Here is an 18,359-nt window from a genome sequence, read left to right on the forward strand (position 1 = left end):
AGAGCCGGCGGCGGCCGCGCCCGGAGCCCGGGCTCAGCGGGCCGCAGCGAGGCGGGCGGCGCGGGCCGCGCGCTTCTCCTCGAACCGGGACGCCTGCGTCTCCAGCCTCTCCAGGTGGGCGGCGATCTGGTCGCGGGCGGCCTCCCCGTCGGCGTCCAGGCCGGTCGCCTCGAAGAGGTTCCACTGGCGCAGCACCGGGACCACCACCTCGTCGCGGTGCTGGCGCAGATCGTAGATGCCGGCCAGGGCGATCGCCACCGACTTGCGGGCGAAGCCGTCGATGCCGACGCCCGGCATCTGGAAGTCGGCCAGCACGTCGGCGACGGCCCGCATGGCCTGGCTCGGGGCCAGCTCGAACGCGGCGCCGAGCAGGTTCCGGTAGAAGACCATGTGCAGGTTCTCGTCGGCGGCCACCCGGGCCAGCAGCGCCTCGCAGGCCGGGTCGCCGGTGGCCCGGCCGGTGTTGCGGTGCGAGACCCGGGTCGCCAGCTCCTGGAACGAGACGTACGCCAGCGAGTGCAGCACCTCGTCGTCGTGGGTGTTCACGTAGCCCGCCGACATGTGCGTCATCCGGGCCCGCTCCAGGGCCACCGGGTCGACGGCCCGGGTGACCGTCAGGTAGTCGCGGATCGCCGTGCCGTGCCGCCCCTCCTCGGCGGTCCACCGGTGCACCCAGGTCCCCCACGCGCCGTCCCGCCCGAACAGGGTGGCGATCTCGTGGTGGTACGAGGGCAGGTTGTCCTCGGTGAGCAGGTTGACGATCAGCGCGGTCCGCGCCACCTCGGGGATGGTCGAGTCGCTCTCCGTCCACGGCTCGCCGCCGAGCGGGCCGTCGAAGGTCCGGCCCTCGCTCCACGGCACGTACTCGTGCGGGAACCACTCCTTGGCCAGCGACAGGTGCCGGTCGAGGTTCTTCTCGACCACGGGTTCGAGCTCGAGGAGCAGGGCGGTCTGGCTGAGCACGGTCACGGCGATCTCCCTACGGTGGCGTAACTTACGCCACCGTAGGTCCAATCGTCGTCAGGCGCCAGCCGTCGACGGCCCGACCAGCGGCTTCAGGTCGGCCCGGGGCGGCGTCCACTCCCCCGCCGCGGCGGCCACCTGCTCGCCCGAGCGGATGTCCTTCACCTCGTCGCCCTCGGCGCCGGGGAACCAGACGTACGGGATGCCGCGCCGCTCGGCGTACCGGATCTGCTTGCCGAACTTGGCCGCGCTCGGCGACACCTCGGTGGGGATGCCCCGCGAGCGCAGCGCCTCGGCCACCCGGTTGCTGGCCGCCCGCTCCTCCTCGGCGGTCACCGCGACCAGCACGCAGGTCGGCACGTCCCGGGAGACCGACAGCGCGCCCGCGCCGAAGAGCAGGCCGAGCAGCCGGGTCACCCCGATCGAGATGCCCACCCCGGGGAAGCGGGTGGCGCCGGAGCTGGCCAGGTTGTCGTACCGCCCGCCGGAGCAGATCGAGCCGAACCGCTCGTAGCCGATCATCTGGGTCTCGTAGACCGTGCCGGTGTAGTAGTCCAGGCCGCGGGCGATCCGCAGGTCGGCGACGCAGAGACCGGGCGAGTGCGCGGCGGCGGTCTCCACCACCGCGACCAGCTCCGCGATGCCCTCGTCCAGCAGCGGGTCGGTCACCCCGAGGGCGCGCACCGCGTCGGCGAACGAGGCGTCCGGCGCGGAGATCTCGGCCAGCGCCAGGCACGCCTTGGCCTGCGCCTCACTCGCCCCGGCGGTCTCCGCCAGCAGCTCGGCGACCTTCGCCGGGCCGATCTTGTCGAGCTTGTCGACCGCGCGCAGCGCCGCCTCCGGGTCGGTCAGCCCCACGCCGCGGTAGAAGCCCTCGCAGATCTTGCGGTTGTTGACCTGGATCCGCACCGGCGGGATCGGCAGCGAGCGCAGCGCGTCGCCGATCACCAGCGGCATCTCGGCCTCGTAGTGGGCCGGCAGGGTGTCCCGGTCGACGATGTCGATGTCGGCCTGGAGGAACTCCCGGTAGCGCCCCTCCTGCGGGCGCTCGCCCCGCCACACCTTCTGGATCTGGTAGCGGCGGAACGGGAACTGGAGCTTGCCGGCGTTCTCCAGCACGTACCGGGCGAACGGCACGGTCAGGTCGAAGTGCAGGCCCAGCGCGTCGTCACCGGCGGGGCCGTCGGTGTCGGCCTGCAGCCGGCGCAGCACGTAGACCTCCTTCGAGGTCTCCCCCTTGCGCAGCAGCTGGTCGAGGGGCTCGACCGAGCGGGTCTCCAGCGGCGCGAAGCCGTACAGCTCGAAGGTGGCGCGGATCCGGTCGAGCACGAACTGCTCGATCATCCGCTGGGCGGGCGTCCACTCCGGGAAACCGGAGATGGGCGTGGGCTTGCTCATCGCGTACTCCTTGGGCGCCGCGCGAACCGCGCGGTGAGGTCGTGGGTCGCGGCCGGGTTACAGGCCGCGGGTGGGCGCGGCCGGGCGCGCGCCGCCGGTGCCCGACACCTCGACGAGGTACGGGTTGGTCGCGCGCTCGCGGCCGATGGTGGTCTGCGGGCCGTGGCCGGGCAGGACGACGGTGTCGTCGGCCAGCGGGAGGACCTTCTCCCGGAGGCTGGCCAGCATGCGGGGCATGCTGCCGCCCGGCAGGTCGGTGCGGCCGATCGAGCCGGCGAACAGCACGTCACCGGAGAGGCAGATCTCGTCGGCCTCCCAGGGCGAGCCGGCGCCGGGCATCCGGAACAGCACCGACCCGCCGGTATGGCCCGGGGCGTGGTCGACGGTGATCTCCAACCCGGCCAGCGACAGGGTCGCGCCGTCGGTCAGCTCCGCCACGTCCTCCGGCTCGGCGTACGGCAGCCGCCCGCCGAAGAGCTGCGTGAGGTCCATCGAGAGCGCCTTGGCCGGGTCGGCCAGCAGCTCCCGGTCCTCCGGGTGGACGTAGGCGGGGATGCCCCGCGCGCCGCAGACCGGGGCCACCGAGAAGGTGTGGTCGAGGTGGCCGTGGGTGAGCAGCACGGCGGCCGGGTGCAGGCGGTGCTCGGCGAGCACGGCGTCGAGCCGGTCGAGCACCCCGATGCCGGGGTCGACCACCACGCACTGCTCCCCCGGCGCGGTCGCCACCACATAGCAGTTGGTGCCGAAGGCGTCCGCGGGAAAGCCGGCCACGAGCACGTCCGCTCCCCTTCCGTCGGGTCGTCGTCCCTGTCAGCAGCCTAGCCGCACGGGCGACCCGGTTTCGCCGACCACCGGCCCCAGTCGTCCCGTCAGGCACAGTGACAACGCCCGATAAACCGAGGCCGGACCTCGTACACCACTTTCCCAGCCGGTACCCGTACACTCTGGCGGGCGTGTGGCGTGGCGCACCCCCGCGACAGCGGGCGGGCAGCGCCCGGCGCCGGCGAGGACCAGGGCAGAGGAAGGGGAGCACGGGTGGCTTCCAGCAGGGACCGGCAGCGCAAACTGGCGCGCGCCAAGCTCGACCGGCAGCTGGCCCGGCGGGCCGCGTCCGCCAAGCGCCGCCGGCAGATCCAGGCCGGCGTCGGCGCCGCCGTGGTGCTCGCGTTGATCGTGGCCGGTTCGGCCTGGGCGCTCGGCGCCTTCGACTCCGATCCGAAGAAGCAGGCCGCCGAGGACACCTGCCTCTGGACGCCGCAGGACGCCACGGCCAACACCAACCTCAAGGACGTGGGCACCCCGGCCACCACCGGGCTGCCCACCGAGGGCACCCGGACCATGACGGTCACCACCAACCAGGGCGGCCCGATCACCGCCGACCTGGACGTGGCCGCCGCCCCGTGCGGCGCCGCGAGCATCTCGTTCCTGGCCGGCAAGTCGTTCTACGACAACACCAAGTGCCACGAGATCACCACCGAGGGGGCGCTGCGCTGCGGCGACCCGAGCGGCAGCGGCATCGGCGGCCCGACCTACTCGTTCTACAACGAGAACGTCCCCACCGCGCCGGAGGCCAGCCCGTCCGCCTCGCCGGCGCCGGCGCAGCCCCCGGCGTACCCGAAGGGCACGGTCGCCATGATCGGCAACCCGCCCGGCAGCAACGGCAGCCAGTTCCTGATCTTCTTCAAGGACTTCAACCCGGCCAAGCCGGCGTACACCGTCGTCGGCAAGGTCACCGGCGGCCTCGACGTGGTGGAGAAGATCGGCGCCCTGCCGACCGTGGACAATGGGAGCGGGGCCAAGGTCAAGCCGAAGACGGACGTGGTGATCCAGAGCCTCACCGTCGGCGAGCCGAACGCCGCGCCGGCCGCCACGAGCGCGCCGGCGGCGAGCCCCAGCGCCGGCTGACCCGGCCGCCCCACCCTGAGCAGCGGCGAGCAGCGCCGTACCCGAGAAGCATGTGAGGAGTGACCGTGACGTCCACGAGAGAGCGGCAGCGCGCGGCGGCGCGGGCCCGCCTCGAGCGGGAGATGGCCGAGCGGGCCGGCAAGGCCCGCAAGCGCCGGCAGACCCAGGCCATCGTCGGCGCCGCGGCCGTGCTGGTGCTCGTCGTGGCCGGCACCGTCTGGCTCGCCACCTCGCTCGGCGGTGACGACAAGAAGCAGAACACCGCCGGTGGCGAGGGGTTCTCGCAGTGCGCCTACACCGAGGTCCCCAAGGAGGGGCGCCCGAAGCAGATCAAGGACGTCGGGTTGCCCCCGGCCCAGCAGGGCAACAAGGGCACCCAGACGATGACGATCGACACCAACCTGGGCCCGATCACCGCGAAGCTCGACCGCGGCCTGGTGCCCTGCACGGCGGGCAGCTTCACCCACCTGGCCAGCAAGGGCTTCTTCGACAACACCAAGTGCCACCGGCTCGTCACCCAGGGCATCAAGGTGCTCCAGTGCGGCGACCCGAGCGCGACCGGCAACGGCTGGCGGGAGACCGACGGCACCGGCGGCCCGAGCTACAACCTCGCCGAGGAGAACCTGCCCACCGACAAGCGGCCCCCCTACCCGGAGGGCGTCATCGCGATGGCCAACTCGGCGCAGCCGGGCAGCACGGGCAGCCAGTTCTTCATCGTCTACGGCGACTCGCAGCTCGACCCGAACTACACGGTGCTCGGCACCATCACCGGCGGCATGGACCTGGTGAAGCAGGTCGCCGCGGCCGGTGACGACGGCGCCTTCGCCCAGCAGTCCGGCGGCGGTCACCCGAAGAAGGAGATCGTCATCAACAAGCTGAGCATGAGCGACATCCAGGGCGCCTGACCCGCCCGCACGACGACGAAGCGCCCGCCGGCAGACCGCCGGCGGGCGCTTCTCCATGTGCCCCTGTCGCGCTGTCAGGCGCCCGAGGTGACCCGGTAGGCGTCGAAGACGCCGTCGACCTTGCGGACCGCGGCCAGCAGGTGCCCGAGGTGCTTCGGGTCGGCCATCTCGAAGCTGAACCGGCTCACCGCCACCCGGTCCCGGGTGGTGGTGACCGTCGCGGACAGGATGTTGACCCGCTCGTCGGAGAGCACCCGGGTCACGTCCGCGAGGAGCTTGTGCCGGTCGAGGGCCTCCACCTGGATGGCCACCAGGAACGTGGAGGCGGAGGTGAGCTTCCAGCTCACCTCGACGACCCGCTCGCTCTGCGCGCGCAGGTCCTCGGCGTTGGCGCAGTCGTCCCGGTGCACGCTCACCCCGCCGGAGCGGGTGACGAAGCCGAACACCGCGTCCGGCGGCACCGGGGTGCAGCAGCGCGCCAGCTTGATCCAGACGTCGCTGACGCCCCGGACCACGACGCCGGGGTCGCTGCTGCTCTGCCGGCTGCGCGGTGGCCGGGTGGCGACGGCGGTCTCGGCGATGTCCTCCGCCGCGCCCTCCTCGCCGCCGTACGCCGCCATGAGCTTCTGCACGACCGACTGGGCGGAGACCTGGCTGTCGCCGACGGCCGCGTAGAGCGAGGCCACGTCGGCCAGGTGCAGGTCCCGGGCGATCGCCATGAGCGCGTCCGAGGTGAGCATCCGCTGCAACGGCATGCCCTGCTTGCGCATGGCCTTGACGATCGAGTCCTTGCCGGCCTCGATCGCCTCCTCGCGCCGCTCCTTGTTGAAGTACTGCCGGATCTTGGTGCGGGCGCGCGGGCTCTTGACGAAACCGAGCCAGTCCTGGGTCGGGCCGGCCGTGTCGGACTTCGAGGTGAAGATCTCGATCACGTCGCCGTTGGACAGCGTCGACTCCAGCGGCACCAGCTTGCCGTTGACCCGCGCGCCGATGCACTTGTGCCCGACCTCGGTGTGCACCGCGTACGCGAAGTCCACCGGCGTCGACCCGGTCGGCAGCGGGATGACGTCACCCTTCGGGGTGAAGACGTACACCTCCTGGCTGGACAGGTCGAACCGGAGCGCGTCGAGGAACTCGCTCGGGTCGGCCGCCTCCCGCTGCCAGTCCAGGAGCTGGCGCAGCCAGGTCATCTCGTCGATGTGCGCCGGCGGGCCGACCACCGGAACGCCCTTGTGCTCCTTGTACTTCCAGTGCGCGGCGATGCCGAACTCGGCGGTGCGGTGCATGGCGTAGGTGCGGATCTGCATCTCCACCGGCTTGCCGGTGGGCCCGATGACCGTCGTGTGCAACGACTGGTACATGTTGAACTTGGGCATGGCGATGTAGTCCTTGAACCGGCCCGGCACCGGCTGCCAGTTGGCGTGGATGACGCCCAACGCCGCGTAGCAGTCGCGCACCGTGTCGACCAGGATCCGCACCCCGACCAGGTCGTAGATGTCGTTGAAGTCGCGCCCCCGCACGATCATCTTCTGGTAGATCGAGTAGAGGTGCTTCGGCCGGCCGGTGGTCTCCGCCTTGATCTTGGCGGCCTTGAGGTCGGTGGAGACCTTCTGGGTCACCTGGCGCAGCAGCGCCTCACGCTGCGGCTGGTGCTCGCCGATCAGCCGGTTGATCTCCTCGAACCGCTTCGGGAACAGCGTGCCGAAGGCCAGGTCCTCCAGCTCCCACTTGATCGTGTTCATACCGAGGCGGTGGGCCAGCGGGGCGAGGATCTCCAGCGTCTCCTTGGCCTTCTGCTCCTGCTTGGGGCGGGGCAGGAAGGTCAGGGTGCGCATGTTGTGCAGCCGGTCGGCCAGCTTGATGACCAGGACCCGCGGGTCCTTCGCCATGGCGACGACCATCTTGCGGATCGTCTCCGCCTTGGCCGCGTCGCCCAGCTTGACCTTGTCGAGCTTGGTGACGCCGTCGACCAGCAGGGCCACCTCGCCGCCGAAGTCGGCGCGCATCTGGTCGAGGGTGTATTCCGTGTCTTCGATCGTGTCGTGCAGCAGCGCCGCGACCAGGGTGGTGGTGTCCATGCCGAGGTTGGCCAGGATCGTCGCCACCGCGAGGGGGTGGGTGATGTAGGGGTCACCGGACTTGCGGTACTGGCCCGAGTGCCAGCGCGCGGCCGTGTCGAAGGCGCGCTGGAGCAGCCGGGCGTCGGCCTTGGGGTGGTTCTCGCGGTGGGTGGCGATCAGCGGCTCCAGCACCTCGCTGACCTGCGAGGTCTGCCAGGGCGCGTTGAAGCGGGCCAGCCGGGCGCGCACCCTGCGGCCGGTCGGCGCGTTGGAAAGGGCGAAGCCGGCGCCGGGCGTGGGGTCCGCCGCGCCGTCGGTCGGGAACGGCACCACGACCGCCCCGCCGTCCGCCTTCCCGTCGGGCGCGTCGGCCGGGCCGGTCACCCGCGCCGGCGGGTTGCCGCTGCGCTCGGTCACCGAGCCGTCCGCGTCGCCTGTCGGGTGCACCGTGCCCTCCACCGGAGGAACGACATCGTGGGACACCGGCCTCCTCACCGCTCGCCGGGAAGCGCCGGCCGTGCGGCCGACGTCCTGTCCAACCGGCCGAGGGGCCGGAGTTGTTCCGCGCCGGGCATCGGAACCTGGCGGCCCCGGCAGCCCCGCGCCGCCGGACGGTCACCCGCCCGGTCAAGCAAAGGGCAATGCTACCCGTACGCAGGGTACGCCGCCGCTCCGCCGGACGGACCGTGCCCGGTCCGCCCGACGGGCCGGTGGGGTCAAACGGTCAGCAGGGCATGGACCGGACGCGGAGCGAGCCGGTCCCGCCCCTTGAGGAAGCTCAGCTCCATGAGGACCGTGAAGCCGGCCACCGTGCCGCCGGCCCGCTCCACCAGGTCCAGGGTGGCCTCGGCGGTGCCGCCGGTGGCGAGCACGTCGTCCAGCACCAGGACCCGGTGGCCGGCCGTGAAGGCGTCCTGGTGCACCTCCAGGGTCGCCTCGCCGTACTCCAGCGCGTAGGAGGCCGAGTGGGTGGCCCGGGGCAGCTTGCCGGCCTTGCGCACCGGCACCACGCCGACTCCGGTGGCGTACGCGACCGCCGCCGCCAGCACGAACCCGCGCGCCTCGATGCCGACCACGGCGTCGAACGAGTCCTGCCCGTGGTGCGCGATGATCCCGTCGATCACCTCGCGGAAGGCCGCGCCGTCGGCGAAGAGCGGCATGAGGTCCTTGAACATGACACCGGGCTTCGGGAAGTCCGGCACGTCCAGCACCCGGCTGGCGACCAGTCGGGCGACCTCCGGGCCGCTGTCTCCCCGTACCCCGGTGGTGTGGGTCTCCGTCACGTGCGTCCCATGTCCTCTCGAACGACGGCGGCGTCCGTCATGCCGCTTTCACAGCATGGCGGACGCCGCCGGGTCGATCCCTACCGGGTGGGCGGTCAGCGGCGCTTCGCGCCACCGGGCCGGTTGCCCCCACCGCCGGCCGGACGCCCGCCGCGAGCGCCGCTGGGGCGCTTGCCGGCCGGCCGGGCGCCGACCTTCGGGGCGGCGCCGGCCAGGGCGGCCGCCTCGGGGTCGATCGTCTCCTCGGCGGTGGCCGCCGCGGCCCGCGGCGCGCCCTTCGACGTGACCTCGCCGCGCGCGATGGCACCCCGGCGGGCCAGCACCCGCTTGTTGTGCGCGCTGATCCGCGGGTCCTGGTTCTTGAGCAGCACCAGCAGCGGGGTGGCCAGCAGGATCGAGGTCAGGAAGGCCACCGCCATGCCGACGAAGAGCACCAGACCCAGGTCCTTCAGGGTGCCCGCGCCGAGCAGGCCGGCACCGATGAAGAGCAGGCCGCCGACCGGGAGCAGGGCGACCACCGAGGTGTTCAGCGACCGCATGAGGCTCTGGTTCAACGCCAGGTTGGCGGCCTCGCCGTAGGTCTGGTTGTTGTTCGCGGTGATGCCGCGGGTGTTCTCCTGGACCTTGTCGAAGACCACCACCACGTCGTAGAGCGCGAAGCCCAGGATCGTGAGGAAGCCGATGATCGTCGACGGGGTCACCTCGAAGCCGACAAGCGAGTAGATGCCGGCGGTGAGCACGAGGTTGGTGAACAGCGACGCGATCGCGGCGACGGCCATCCGCCACTCGAAGCGGAGGATCAGGTAGATCGCCACCACCGCGACGAAGATCACCAGGCCGAGCAGGGCGCGGGAGGTCACCTGACTGCCCCACGCCTCGGAGACCTGGCTGCCGCTGATCTGGTCGGCGTTGATGCCGAACGACTGCGCCATCTCGGTCTTGACCTGGTTGGCCTGCTCCGCGGTGAGCTGCCCGGTACGCAGCTCGTAGTACTCGCCGCTGGTGCTGCCGACCTTCTGCGCGGTGACCACCTCGGCGCCGCCGCCCTTGGCCGCGAGCGCCGCGTCGACCTTCGCCTCGGCCTGCTCCAGCGTGCCGACGCTGGCCGGCACCTGGAAGGAGTTGCCGCCGGCGAACTCGATGCCGAGCTTGAAGCCGCTGATCGCGAAGCTCAGCACGGCGATGAGCACCAGCACACCGGCCACGCCGAACCAGAGCTTGCGCTTCCCGACGATATTGAGATCGGCCTCGCCCCGGTAGAGCCGGGCGGCCAGACCACTCTTAGCCATCTCAGGCCTCCTTGACGCGCGGGTTGCGGGCGGAGCCCGACTCGGCCGACCGGGCCGGCAGGGCCCGGCCCAGACCGCTGACCCGCGGGGACAGGAACGCCCGGGTCCGGGCGAACATCGTCATGATCGGGTGACGGAAGAGGAAGACGACGAGCAGGTCGAGGACGGTCGCCAGGCCGAGCGCGAAGGCGAAGCCCTTCACGGCACCGACCGAGACGATGTAGAGCACCACCGCCGACATCAGGGTGATGGCGTTCGCCGAGATGATCGTCCGGCGGGCCCGGATCCACGCCCGCGGCACCGCGCTGCGCGGGCTGCGCCCCTCCCGGATCTCGTCCTTGAGCCGCTCGAAGTAGATGACGAACGAGTCCGCCGCCACACCGAGTGAGACGATCATGCCGGCGATGCCGGCGAGCGTCAGGGTGAACCCGATCGACCGGCCGAGCACCACGAGCGCGCCGAAGACCAGCAGCGCCGAGAGCACCAGGCTCAGGAAGATGACCGAGCCGAGCAGCCGGTAGTAGAAGAACGAGTAGATGATGACCAGCAGCATGCCGATGCCGGCCGCCAGCAGGCCCGCCTTGAGGTGGCTGTCACCCAGTGTCGCCGTGACGTTCTGCTGCTCCTGCGGCTCGAAGGTCACCGGCAGCGCGCCGTAGCGGAGCTGGCTGGCCAGCGCGTTGGCGCTCTTGTTGTCGAAGCTGCCGGTGATCTGCGAGTCACCGGTCAGCACGCCCTGGATCTCCGGGGAGGAGACGATCTCGTTGTCCAGCACCACGGCGACCCGGCACTTGCCGTCCTGGCCGAGCGCGGTCTGGTCGCAGGCCTGACCCTCGTTGTTGAACGCCTCGCGGGTCAGCGCGGTCCACTTCTCCTGGCCCTTGCCGGTGAAGTTCAGGCTGACCACCCAGGAGCTGGTCTGGTCGAGCACGGCGTTGGCGTCGTCGACGTCGGTGCCCAGCACCTTGGCCTTGTCGAGCAGGTACTTGGCGCCGGACTCGCAGGCCACCGCCTGCTGGTTCTCGTCCTTGATCGACGCGGCCGGCCGGTCGTCGAGCTGGGCGCAGGTGATGGTCGGGACGTTGAACTGCATCCCGACCGGCAGCACCGCGATCTCCTGCGGGGAGAGCGTGCCGAACGGCTTGAGCCTGTCGGCCAGCGACGGGTCGGCGGTCAGGTCGGCCGGCGCCTGGAGGCCCGAGGCGGCGGCCCAGGCGGCCGCGCCCACCTTCTGCTCGATGGCCTTGCGCTGCTGCTCGACGCTCTGCGGCACCGGTTCGGCGCTGGCGCTCGGGCTCGGCGCGGCGGCGCTCGGCGTCGCCGACGGGGTCGGCGCGGCGGCGGCGCCGCTGCCGTCGGTGGCCTTGAGCACCTTGCGGAAGCGCAGCTCGGCGGCCTCACCGACGTTCGTGAGGTCGCGGTTCTGGCCGGGCAGGGAGATGACGATGTTCCGGTTGCCCTCGGTGACCACCTCGGCCTCGGCCACGCCGAAGGCGTTGACCCGGTTCTCGATGATCTGGCGCGCCTCCTCCAGGTTGGCGGAGGTCGGGGGCTTGCCGTCCACGGTGTTGGTGGCCTCGAGCGTCAGCCGGGTGCCGCCGACGAGGTCCAGGCCGAGCCGGGGCTCCAGCCGGTCCTTCCAGCCACCGCTGGCGCCGCCCGAGAAGAACACCAAAAGATAGAGGACGACGAAGATGAACCCGAGGACGGCGAGCTGCCGTCCGGGGCGCATCTGTCCCTGAGGTGGTGCCACGGCTGTCCTGTCTCCCTGTACGGTCGCGCCGCTTCGGCAGCGGCGGGATTGTCGGGCCGGGGGTGTCCGCCCGACTGCTCCGGGGGTCGGCGCCGCCGGACGGCACGCCTCCCCGGCGCACGACGCGGCGGCGTCGCGCGGGGTTCCCCGCGTGCCGGCGTCGGACGCCGACCCAACTATCCACTTGTGTGAGTGAATCCGCTGCCCCGTCCGGGGCCGGCGGTCACTCCTTGACCGACTCGGCTTCCTCGGAGATCGTCTCGGCCTCCGGAACCTCGTTCCGCTTGACCACGCGGGCGATCGCCGGGCGCGCGTACCGGGTCTGCACGCCCGGGGCGACCTCGATCAGGACGGTCTCGTCCTCGACGCCGGTCACCGTGCCGTACAGCCCGCCGATGGTGACCACCTCGTCGCCCACGCCGAGCGCGGACTGCATCTGCTCGGCCTCACGGCGACGCTTCTGCTGGGGGCGGATCATCATGAAGTACATGACGCCGAAGAGCAGAGCGATCATCAGGATCGGCGTCAGACCGCCGGCCCCTCCGCCACCCGCTGCAAGGTTTTGCACGGTTGTCGACCTTCCCATTGGCTCCACCCGGACCCCTGCGGGGTGCCGGAGCGGAGGCGACTTCTCACGTCCTGTACAAGCCGCGGCGAAGTCTAATCCCTGCACCTGAGAACACCGAATGCGGCACAGATCACGTTCGGATCACGGCTGATCGGTCTGCGCCGAGAACAGATCGGGCACCGGAGCGGCATCCGTGCCAAATGTACCATTCGGCGGCGTACGCCCCAGATGATGCCAGGCGGCCGGGGTGGCCACCCGGCCGCGCGGCGTACGCGCCAGCAGCCCGGCCCGGACCAGGAAGGGCTCGCACACCTCCTCGACCGTGTCCGGCTGCTCCCCCACCGCCACGGCCAGGGTGGAGAGCCCCACGGGGCCGCCCCGGAACGAGTCGACCAGGGCCGTGAGCACCGCACGGTCCAGCCGGTCCAGGCCGAGGGCGTCGACGTCGTAGACGGTCAGGGCGGCCCGGGCGGTCTCCAGGTTGACGACGCCCTCGGCGCGGACCTCGGCGAAGTCGCGGACCCGGCGCAGCAGCCGGTTGGCGATCCGGGGCGTGCCCCGGGACCGGCCGGCGATCTCCGCCGCACCCTCCTCGGTGATCGGCACGCCGAGGATCCGGGCGGAGCGGTGCAGCAGCGTCTCCAGGTCGGCCGGTGCGTAGAAGTCCAGATGCGCGACGAAGCCGAACCGGTCCCGCATCGGCCCGGTGAGCAGGCCGGACCGGGTGGTCGCGCCGACCAGGGTGAACGGCTCCACGTCGAGCGGGATGGCGGTCGCCCCCGGACCCTTGCCGACCACCACGTCGACCCGGAAGTCCTCCATGGCGCTGTAGAGCAGCTCCTCGGCCGGCTTGGCGATCCGGTGGATCTCGTCGATGAAGAGCACGTCACCCTCGGCCAGGCTGGTCAGGATGGCGGCCAGGTCGCCGGAGCGCTCGATCGCGGGCCCGCTGGTCACCCGGATCCCCGAGCCCAGCTCGGCGGCCACGATGTTGGCCAGGGTGGTGTTGTGCACCACGAAGTCGTTCACCGTGAAGGTATGGTCTCCGTCGACTGTCAGGCATCGGCATTCCTGCAGGCCCACGGCGTCAACGGACGCCACCCGGTCGGCGGCCAGCCGCTCCTCGAACCGATCCCGGCGCGGTGCCCACTCAGCGAGCCGCCGACCTCGTTCGCCGGTCACGGTGACCCGCTGCACGAACCGCGCCACGTCGTCCTGACTGGTAACGCTCAGACGCCAGGACTCATGAGGCCGACCCTGGTAACGCCCCCGCTTCAGCTTGAGCCGTGACTGGACGCCGAGCCGCAGGAGCAGGTGCTGCGCGTCCTCGAGCAGCCCTCGCGAGACGCTGTAGAACTCGACCACCACGTCGTACCGGTCACGTCCACGCCGGCTCACCGTGCCGTCACAGGCGAAGTAGGCGCCCAGGAACGCCCCCACCTGCCAGCTGTCCCCCTGGAAGACGAACTCGGGCACCCGCTTCTGCCACGCGTTCTTGTCGAGCAGGCCGTGCTCCTCCAGCCAGGGCCGGAGGCCTGAGATCCTGATCAAGGAACTGCGGGCGCTGTTGGGCCTCGTGTTGTGCCGATAGCCCAGCCGGTCGCAGGTCGACCGGAAGTCGGCGAGCACGTCCTCGTCCCCGCCAGTGAAGGTGACCTGGTTGGTCGTGCACCCGTCGCCGATCAGATACCCGGCGAGCTTGTACTCATCGACGTCCTGAATGCTGTCCGCGACCAGGTCCGGGCACAGCACGTTGGCGACGAAGTCCCGATCGGTGAGGTCACCGGCCTTCACCCAGCCCTCCGGTGTCCAGAACGGATGATCGGGCGCCGCCACCACCTCTCGCCCACTCGTGGTCCGGATCCGAACCGAGTCCAGTTCCCCCTGCTCGTGCACCGCCGTCACGGTGGCGCCCTCGCCGGTCCGGGTGATGACGCGATCTCCCACGACGATGTCACCGAGCCGCCGCCGCGACCCGTCCTCGAGCAGAACCAGGGCCTCGACGGACACCGGCTTACCCAAGCCAGGCGGCCCGGACAGGAGGATGTGGTCGGGCGGGGAGCCGCGCCGCATGGCGCCCTGGAGCAGCAGGTCGAGCTGGTCCCGGACCCGGTGCTGGGCGATGAACTCCTCCAGCCGCTTCGGCCGGACGCTGGCCTCCGCGTCCCGTTCCGCGTCGCTGACGTACGCCGAGACCAGGTTCTCGCCCGTCATCGCGTGCGGCCCAGGAGGCGGATGGCCTGCTTGAGCAGGACCGGCACCGGCGGGGTCTCCCCGTCGACGGTCTCCGCGACCGCGGCCACCGCCTGCTCGGCCTGTGCGGCGGTCCAGCCGAGCCCGACGAGGGCCTGGCGGACCTGGTCCGGCCAGGCGCCGGCGGTCACCCCGGCCGCGCCGTCGGCGCCCACCGGCACGGGGCCGACCCGGTCGCGCAGTTCGAGGACGAGCCGCTCGGCGCCCTTCTTGCCGATGCCCGGCACCCGGGTGAGCGCCGCGGTGTCGGCGTTGGCGATGGCCTTGCGGACCGCGTCCGGGGTGTGCACGGCGAGCACGGCCTGGGCCAGCCGCGGCCCCACCCCGCTGGCGGTCTGGAGCAGCTCGAAGAGCTGCTTGGCGTCGTCGTCCGGGAAGCCGTAGAGGGTCAGCGAGTCCTCCCGGACCACGAGGCTGGTGGCCAGCCGGGCGGGCTGACCGACCCGCAGGTCCGCGATGGTGCCGGGGGCGCACTGCACGGCCAGGCCGATGCCGCCCACCTCCACCACGGCGTGGTCCGGACCCGTCGCGGTCACGGTGCCGCGCACGCTGGCGATCATCGCGCTCCTCCTCGTCGTGCCCGCTCGGCGGCGGCCGCCAGCTTGGATCGGGTGCCGCCGCGCCAGATGTGGCAGATGGCCAGGGCCAGGGCATCGGCGGCGTCGGCCGGGCGGGGCGGCTCGGGCAGCCGCAGCAGCCGGGTGACCATGGCGGTCATCTGTGCCTTGTCGGCCTGGCCGGAACCGGTCACCGCCGCCTTCACCTCGCTCGGCGTGTACGTCTGCACGGGCAGCCCCGCTCGCGCCCCGGCGAGCACGGCGATCCCGCTGGCCTGTGCGGTGCCCATGACGGTGCGGACGTTGTGCTGGCTGAAGACCCGCTCGACGGCCACCGCGTCGGGGCGGTGCTCGGCGACCAGGTCGGTGAGCGAGCGGTCCAGGTGCAGCAGGCGCAGGGGCAGGTCGTCGCCGGGATCGGTGTAGACCACGTAGTAGGCGACCAGGGTGCAGGGGCGGCCCGGCACGCCCTCGACCACGCCGACCCCGCACCGGGTCAGCCCCGGGTCGACGCCCAGCACGCGCACGCCGCCTCCTCCCCGAGCCACCGGCAGAACGTGTGTTCGACACCCTACTGGTGCGTCCCGGCGTCCGGCCGGGCGGACACGCCGGGAGCGGCGGACACGATCCGCGCCACACACTGAAGCGGTCGAGTATGTGTCGCCGCCCCATGTGCCGCCGGCCACACAGCTCGTAACTTCTTGCGCCATGACGGCAGAACCCGTGGCGGTCCCCCACGTCGTGCACGTCGACCTCTCCGGTCGCGCTGCGCTGGTGACCGGTGGTGGCAGCGGCATCGGACGGGCGTGCGCCCTGCGCCTGGCGGCGGCCGGCGCGGCGGTGCTCGTGGTCGACCGCAACGTGGAGGCGGCCAAGGCGGTGGCCGCCGAGGCGGGCGGCCGGGCGGAGGGCGTCGACCTGGCCGACCCCGAGGCGGTGGACCGGCTCCACGTCGACGTCGACATCGTCGTCAACAACGCCGGCCTGCAGCACGTCGCGCCGGTGCAGGAGTTCCCCGTCGAGCGCTTCGAGTACATCCAGCGGGTGATGGTGGAGGCCCCGTTCCTGCTGATCCGCCGGGCGCTGCCCCGGATGTACGCCAACGGGTGGGGCCGGATCGTCAACATCTCCTCGGTGCACGGGCTGCGCGCCTCGCCGTTCAAGGCCGCGTACGTCTCGGCGAAGCACGCCCTGGAGGGGCTGTCGAAGGTGGTGGCGCTGGAGGGCGCCGCGCACGGGGTGACCACCAACTGCATCAACCCGGCGTACGTGCGGACCGCGCTGGTGGAGAGCCAGATCGCCGACCAGGCGGCCAGCCACGGCATCGGCGAGGACGAGGTGGTCGAGAAGATCATGCTGGCCCGGGCGGCGATCAAGCGGCTGATCGAGCCGGAGGAGGTGGCGGAGCTGGTGGCGTACCTGTGCTCGCCGCCCGCCGCGTTCATCACGGGCGCGTCGATCGCCCTCGACGGGGGCTGGACGGCCAACTAGTGGCCTCGCGCACAATGTCGGTCATGTCGTCGCCGGTCGAGTTCCTGGAGCTGCTGGCGCGGGAGGCCGCCGCGGTCGAGTTCGAGGGTCCGCTGGTCGCCGCCCGCGCCGCCGGCCTGCCCGCCGAGCGCCTCGCCGAGCTGGAGCAGGCGAAGCTGGTGGCGTTGCGGGTCCGCGCGCTGCTGGAGCGGCGGCGCCGCCGGGAGACCGAGCTCTCCGGCCTGTACGACACGGCCAGCGACCTGGCCGGGCTGCGCGACCTGGACGACGTGCTGCGCGCGATCGTGCACCGGGCGCGGATCCTGCTCGGCACCGACGTGGCATACATGACGCTCAACGACGACGAGCGCGGCGACACGTACATGCGGGTGACCGACGGCTCGATCTCGGCCCGGTTCCAGCGGCTGCGGCTGGAGATGGGCGACGGCCTGGGCGGCCTGGTGGCGCAGACGGGCACCCCGTACGTCACCTCCAACTACCAGGAGGACGAGCGGTTCCGGCACACCGGGGAGATCGACGGCGGGGTGGGCGAGGAGGGCCTGGTGGCCATCCTGGGCGTCCCGCTGCGGTTGGGGTCGAGCGTGATCGGCGTGCTGTACGCGGCCAACCGCTCGGCCCGGCCGTTCGCCCGGGAGGAGGTGTCGCTGCTGGTGTCGCTGGCCGCGCACGCCGCGGTGGCGATCGACACGGCCCGGCTGCTGGCCGAGACCCGGTCGGCGCTGGAGGAGCTGTCGGCGGCGAACAGCACGATCCGGGCGCACAGCAGCTCGGTGGAGCGGGCCGCCGCCGCCCATGACCGGATGACCGCCCTGGTGGTGCGCGGCGGCGGGATGGAGGACGTGGCCGCGGCGGTCACCGAGGTGCTCGGCGGGGCGCTGCTGGCGCTGGACGCGGAGGGGCGGCGGCTGGCCCGGGTGGGCGAGATCGAGGAGCCGGACCGGGCGGACATCGTCGAGGCGGTGGCCGCGTCCCGCACCGAGGGGCGCAGCGTCCGCCGGGGTCCGCTCTGGTACGCCGCCGTGGTGGCCGGCGCGGAGAACCTGGGCGCCCTGGTGCTGCGCCCGGACGGCGAGCTCGTCGACGCCGACCAGCGGATCCTGGAGCGGGCCGCGCTGGTCACGGCGCTGCTGCTGCTGTTCCGCCGGACGGTGGCCGAGGCGGAGGGGCGGGTCCGGGGTGAGCTGCTGGACGACCTGATCGCCCGGCCGCTGCGGGACACCGACGCGCTGCGCAGCCGGGCCCGCCGGCTCGGTGTCGACCTGGACGCCCCGCACGTGCTGGTGGCGGTCGGGGACGACGCGATCGCGGCCACCGGCTCGGCCCGGCAGCGGGTGCTGTCCTGGGCCACCACGTACGCCTCGACCCGGGGCGGCCTGGCCGCGGCGCGCGACGGGCGGGTGGTGCTCATGCTGCCCGGCCGGGACGCGGGCGGCGCGGCGCGGGCGGTGGCCCGGGACCTGTCCCGGGTGACCGGCCGTCCGGTGACCGCCGGGGCGAGCGGCCCGTCGACCGGCCCGGCGTCGCTGGCCGCCACGTTCGCCGAGGCGGAGCGGTGCCTGACCGCGCTGGGCGCGCTGGGCCGGGCCGGGCAGGGGGCGAGCACGGCCGAGCTGGGCTTTGTCGGGTTGCTGCTGGGCGCGGTCGGCGACTCGGGCGACCGGGACGTGGCCCGCTTTCTCACCGCGACGGTGGGGCCGGTGGTCGACTACGACGCCCGGCGGGGCACGGCGCTCGTGAAGACGCTGGAGGCGTACTTCGGGGTGGGTGGCAGCCTGGCCCGGGCGGCGGAGCTGTTGCACGTGCACGTCAACACGGTGACCCAGCGGCTGGAGCGGGTCGGGCAGCTGCTGGGCGCGGACTGGCAGAAGCCGGAGCGCGCCCTGGAGGTGCAGCTCGCCCTGCGCCTGCACCGCCTGCGCACTCCGGCCACCTGA

Annotated in this window: 15 protein-coding genes and 1 pseudogene; 4 read left to right on the top strand and 12 right to left on the bottom strand. The window is 72.4% G+C overall.

Annotation, left to right across the window (positions count from 1 at the left end; translation table 11 throughout):
- Positions 1-33: 33 nt before the first annotated feature.
- The 3 genes from F8274_RS09255 to F8274_RS09265 are packed head-to-tail and all read right to left on the bottom strand — an operon-like array spanning position 34 to position 3,138.
- Positions 34-969, bottom strand: a complete 936-nt coding sequence (locus F8274_RS09255; RefSeq protein WP_151461870.1) for an acyl-ACP desaturase — start codon at positions 967-969, stop codon at positions 34-36.
- 51 nt (positions 970-1,020) lie between these two features.
- The gene (hisS, locus tag F8274_RS09260; protein WP_151461871.1) at positions 1,021-2,361 is read right to left on the bottom strand and encodes a histidine--tRNA ligase; all 1,341 of its coding nucleotides are present in this window, start codon (positions 2,359-2,361) and stop codon (positions 1,021-1,023) included.
- A gap of 57 nt (positions 2,362-2,418) precedes the next feature.
- Positions 2,419-3,138: an MBL fold metallo-hydrolase gene (locus F8274_RS09265; RefSeq protein WP_151461872.1), complete on the bottom strand. Its 720-nt coding sequence runs from the start codon at positions 3,136-3,138 to the stop codon at positions 2,419-2,421.
- A 258-nt stretch (positions 3,139-3,396) separates the two neighbouring features.
- Here F8274_RS09265 and F8274_RS09270 point away from each other — a divergent pair, with 258 nt between their 5' ends.
- A complete protein-coding gene (locus F8274_RS09270; protein WP_151461873.1) occupies positions 3,397-4,266 on the top strand; it encodes a peptidylprolyl isomerase in 870 nt (289 codons plus the stop codon).
- Between the two features lie 65 nt (positions 4,267-4,331).
- Complete coding sequence (locus tag F8274_RS09275; RefSeq protein WP_151461874.1) at positions 4,332-5,171, top strand: peptidylprolyl isomerase; 840 nt, start codon at positions 4,332-4,334, stop codon at positions 5,169-5,171.
- Positions 5,172-5,245: 74 nt separating this feature from the next.
- On the opposite strand, the gene F8274_RS09280 is transcribed toward F8274_RS09275, so the two are convergent.
- From F8274_RS09280 to ruvC, 9 genes and pseudogenes are all read right to left on the bottom strand, one after another.
- A complete protein-coding gene (locus tag F8274_RS09280) occupies positions 5,246-7,714 on the bottom strand; it encodes a bifunctional (p)ppGpp synthetase/guanosine-3',5'-bis(diphosphate) 3'-pyrophosphohydrolase (RefSeq protein WP_151461875.1) in 2,469 nt (822 codons plus the stop codon).
- 233 nt (positions 7,715-7,947) lie between these two features.
- Positions 7,948-8,514 (bottom strand): adenine phosphoribosyltransferase, encoded by a 567-nt coding sequence (locus F8274_RS09285; protein WP_151461876.1) that lies wholly within the window; start codon positions 8,512-8,514, stop codon positions 7,948-7,950.
- Positions 8,515-8,609: 95 nt separating this feature from the next.
- Positions 8,610-9,803: a protein translocase subunit SecF gene (secF, locus tag F8274_RS09290; RefSeq protein ID WP_151461877.1), complete on the bottom strand. Its 1,194-nt coding sequence runs from the start codon at positions 9,801-9,803 to the stop codon at positions 8,610-8,612.
- 1 nt (position 9,804) lies between these two features.
- Positions 9,805-11,556, bottom strand: a complete 1,752-nt coding sequence (gene secD / locus F8274_RS09295) for a protein translocase subunit SecD (RefSeq protein ID WP_192579762.1) — start codon at positions 11,554-11,556, stop codon at positions 9,805-9,807.
- A gap of 223 nt (positions 11,557-11,779) precedes the next feature.
- The gene (yajC, locus tag F8274_RS09300; RefSeq protein ID WP_151461878.1) at positions 11,780-12,142 is read right to left on the bottom strand and encodes a preprotein translocase subunit YajC; all 363 of its coding nucleotides are present in this window, start codon (positions 12,140-12,142) and stop codon (positions 11,780-11,782) included.
- A gap of 123 nt (positions 12,143-12,265) precedes the next feature.
- Complete coding sequence (gene ruvB / locus F8274_RS32580) at positions 12,266-14,134, bottom strand: Holliday junction branch migration DNA helicase RuvB (RefSeq protein WP_370518208.1); 1,869 nt, start codon at positions 14,132-14,134, stop codon at positions 12,266-12,268.
- Positions 14,128-14,338: pseudogene (locus F8274_RS09310) on the bottom strand (Holliday junction branch migration DNA helicase RuvB); the annotation flags it as partial. The pseudogene F8274_RS09310 and the gene ruvB, both read right to left, overlap by 7 nt.
- Positions 14,335-14,937: a Holliday junction branch migration protein RuvA gene (gene ruvA / locus F8274_RS09315; RefSeq protein ID WP_151461879.1), complete on the bottom strand. Its 603-nt coding sequence runs from the start codon at positions 14,935-14,937 to the stop codon at positions 14,335-14,337. The gene ruvA and the pseudogene F8274_RS09310, both read right to left, overlap by 4 nt.
- Positions 14,934-15,461 (bottom strand): crossover junction endodeoxyribonuclease RuvC, encoded by a 528-nt coding sequence (gene ruvC, locus F8274_RS09320; RefSeq protein WP_151461880.1) that lies wholly within the window; start codon positions 15,459-15,461, stop codon positions 14,934-14,936. Before ruvC ends, ruvA begins: the two co-directional genes overlap by 4 nt.
- Positions 15,462-15,642: 181 nt before the next feature.
- On the opposite strand from ruvC, the gene F8274_RS09325 reads away from it, so the two are divergent.
- A complete protein-coding gene (locus F8274_RS09325; RefSeq protein ID WP_151461881.1) occupies positions 15,643-16,425 on the top strand; it encodes a 3-hydroxybutyrate dehydrogenase in 783 nt (260 codons plus the stop codon).
- A gap of 14 nt (positions 16,426-16,439) precedes the next feature.
- Positions 16,440-18,359: a helix-turn-helix domain-containing protein gene (locus tag F8274_RS09330; protein ID WP_151461882.1), complete on the top strand. Its 1,920-nt coding sequence runs from the start codon at positions 16,440-16,442 to the stop codon at positions 18,357-18,359.

This window comes from Micromonospora sp. AMSO31t (assembly GCF_008868175.1).
In the GTDB taxonomy this organism is placed as follows: domain Bacteria; phylum Actinomycetota; class Actinomycetes; order Mycobacteriales; family Micromonosporaceae; genus Micromonospora.

Coding starts and splice junctions, on each gene's coding strand:
- hisS (WP_151461871.1), bottom strand. CDS start 2,361: ATGAGCAAGCCCACGCCCATCTCCGGTTTCCCGGAGTGGACGCCCGCC.
- secF (WP_151461877.1), bottom strand. CDS start 9,803: ATGGCTAAGAGTGGTCTGGCCGCCCGGCTCTACCGGGGCGAGGCCGAT.
- yajC (WP_151461878.1), bottom strand. CDS start 12,142: ATGGGAAGGTCGACAACCGTGCAAAACCTTGCAGCGGGTGGCGGAGGG.
- ruvA (WP_151461879.1), bottom strand. CDS start 14,937: ATGATCGCCAGCGTGCGCGGCACCGTGACCGCGACGGGTCCGGACCAC.
- F8274_RS09325 (WP_151461881.1), top strand. CDS start 15,643: ATGACGGCAGAACCCGTGGCGGTCCCCCACGTCGTGCACGTCGACCTC.
- F8274_RS09330 (WP_151461882.1), top strand. CDS start 16,440: ATGTCGGTCATGTCGTCGCCGGTCGAGTTCCTGGAGCTGCTGGCGCGG.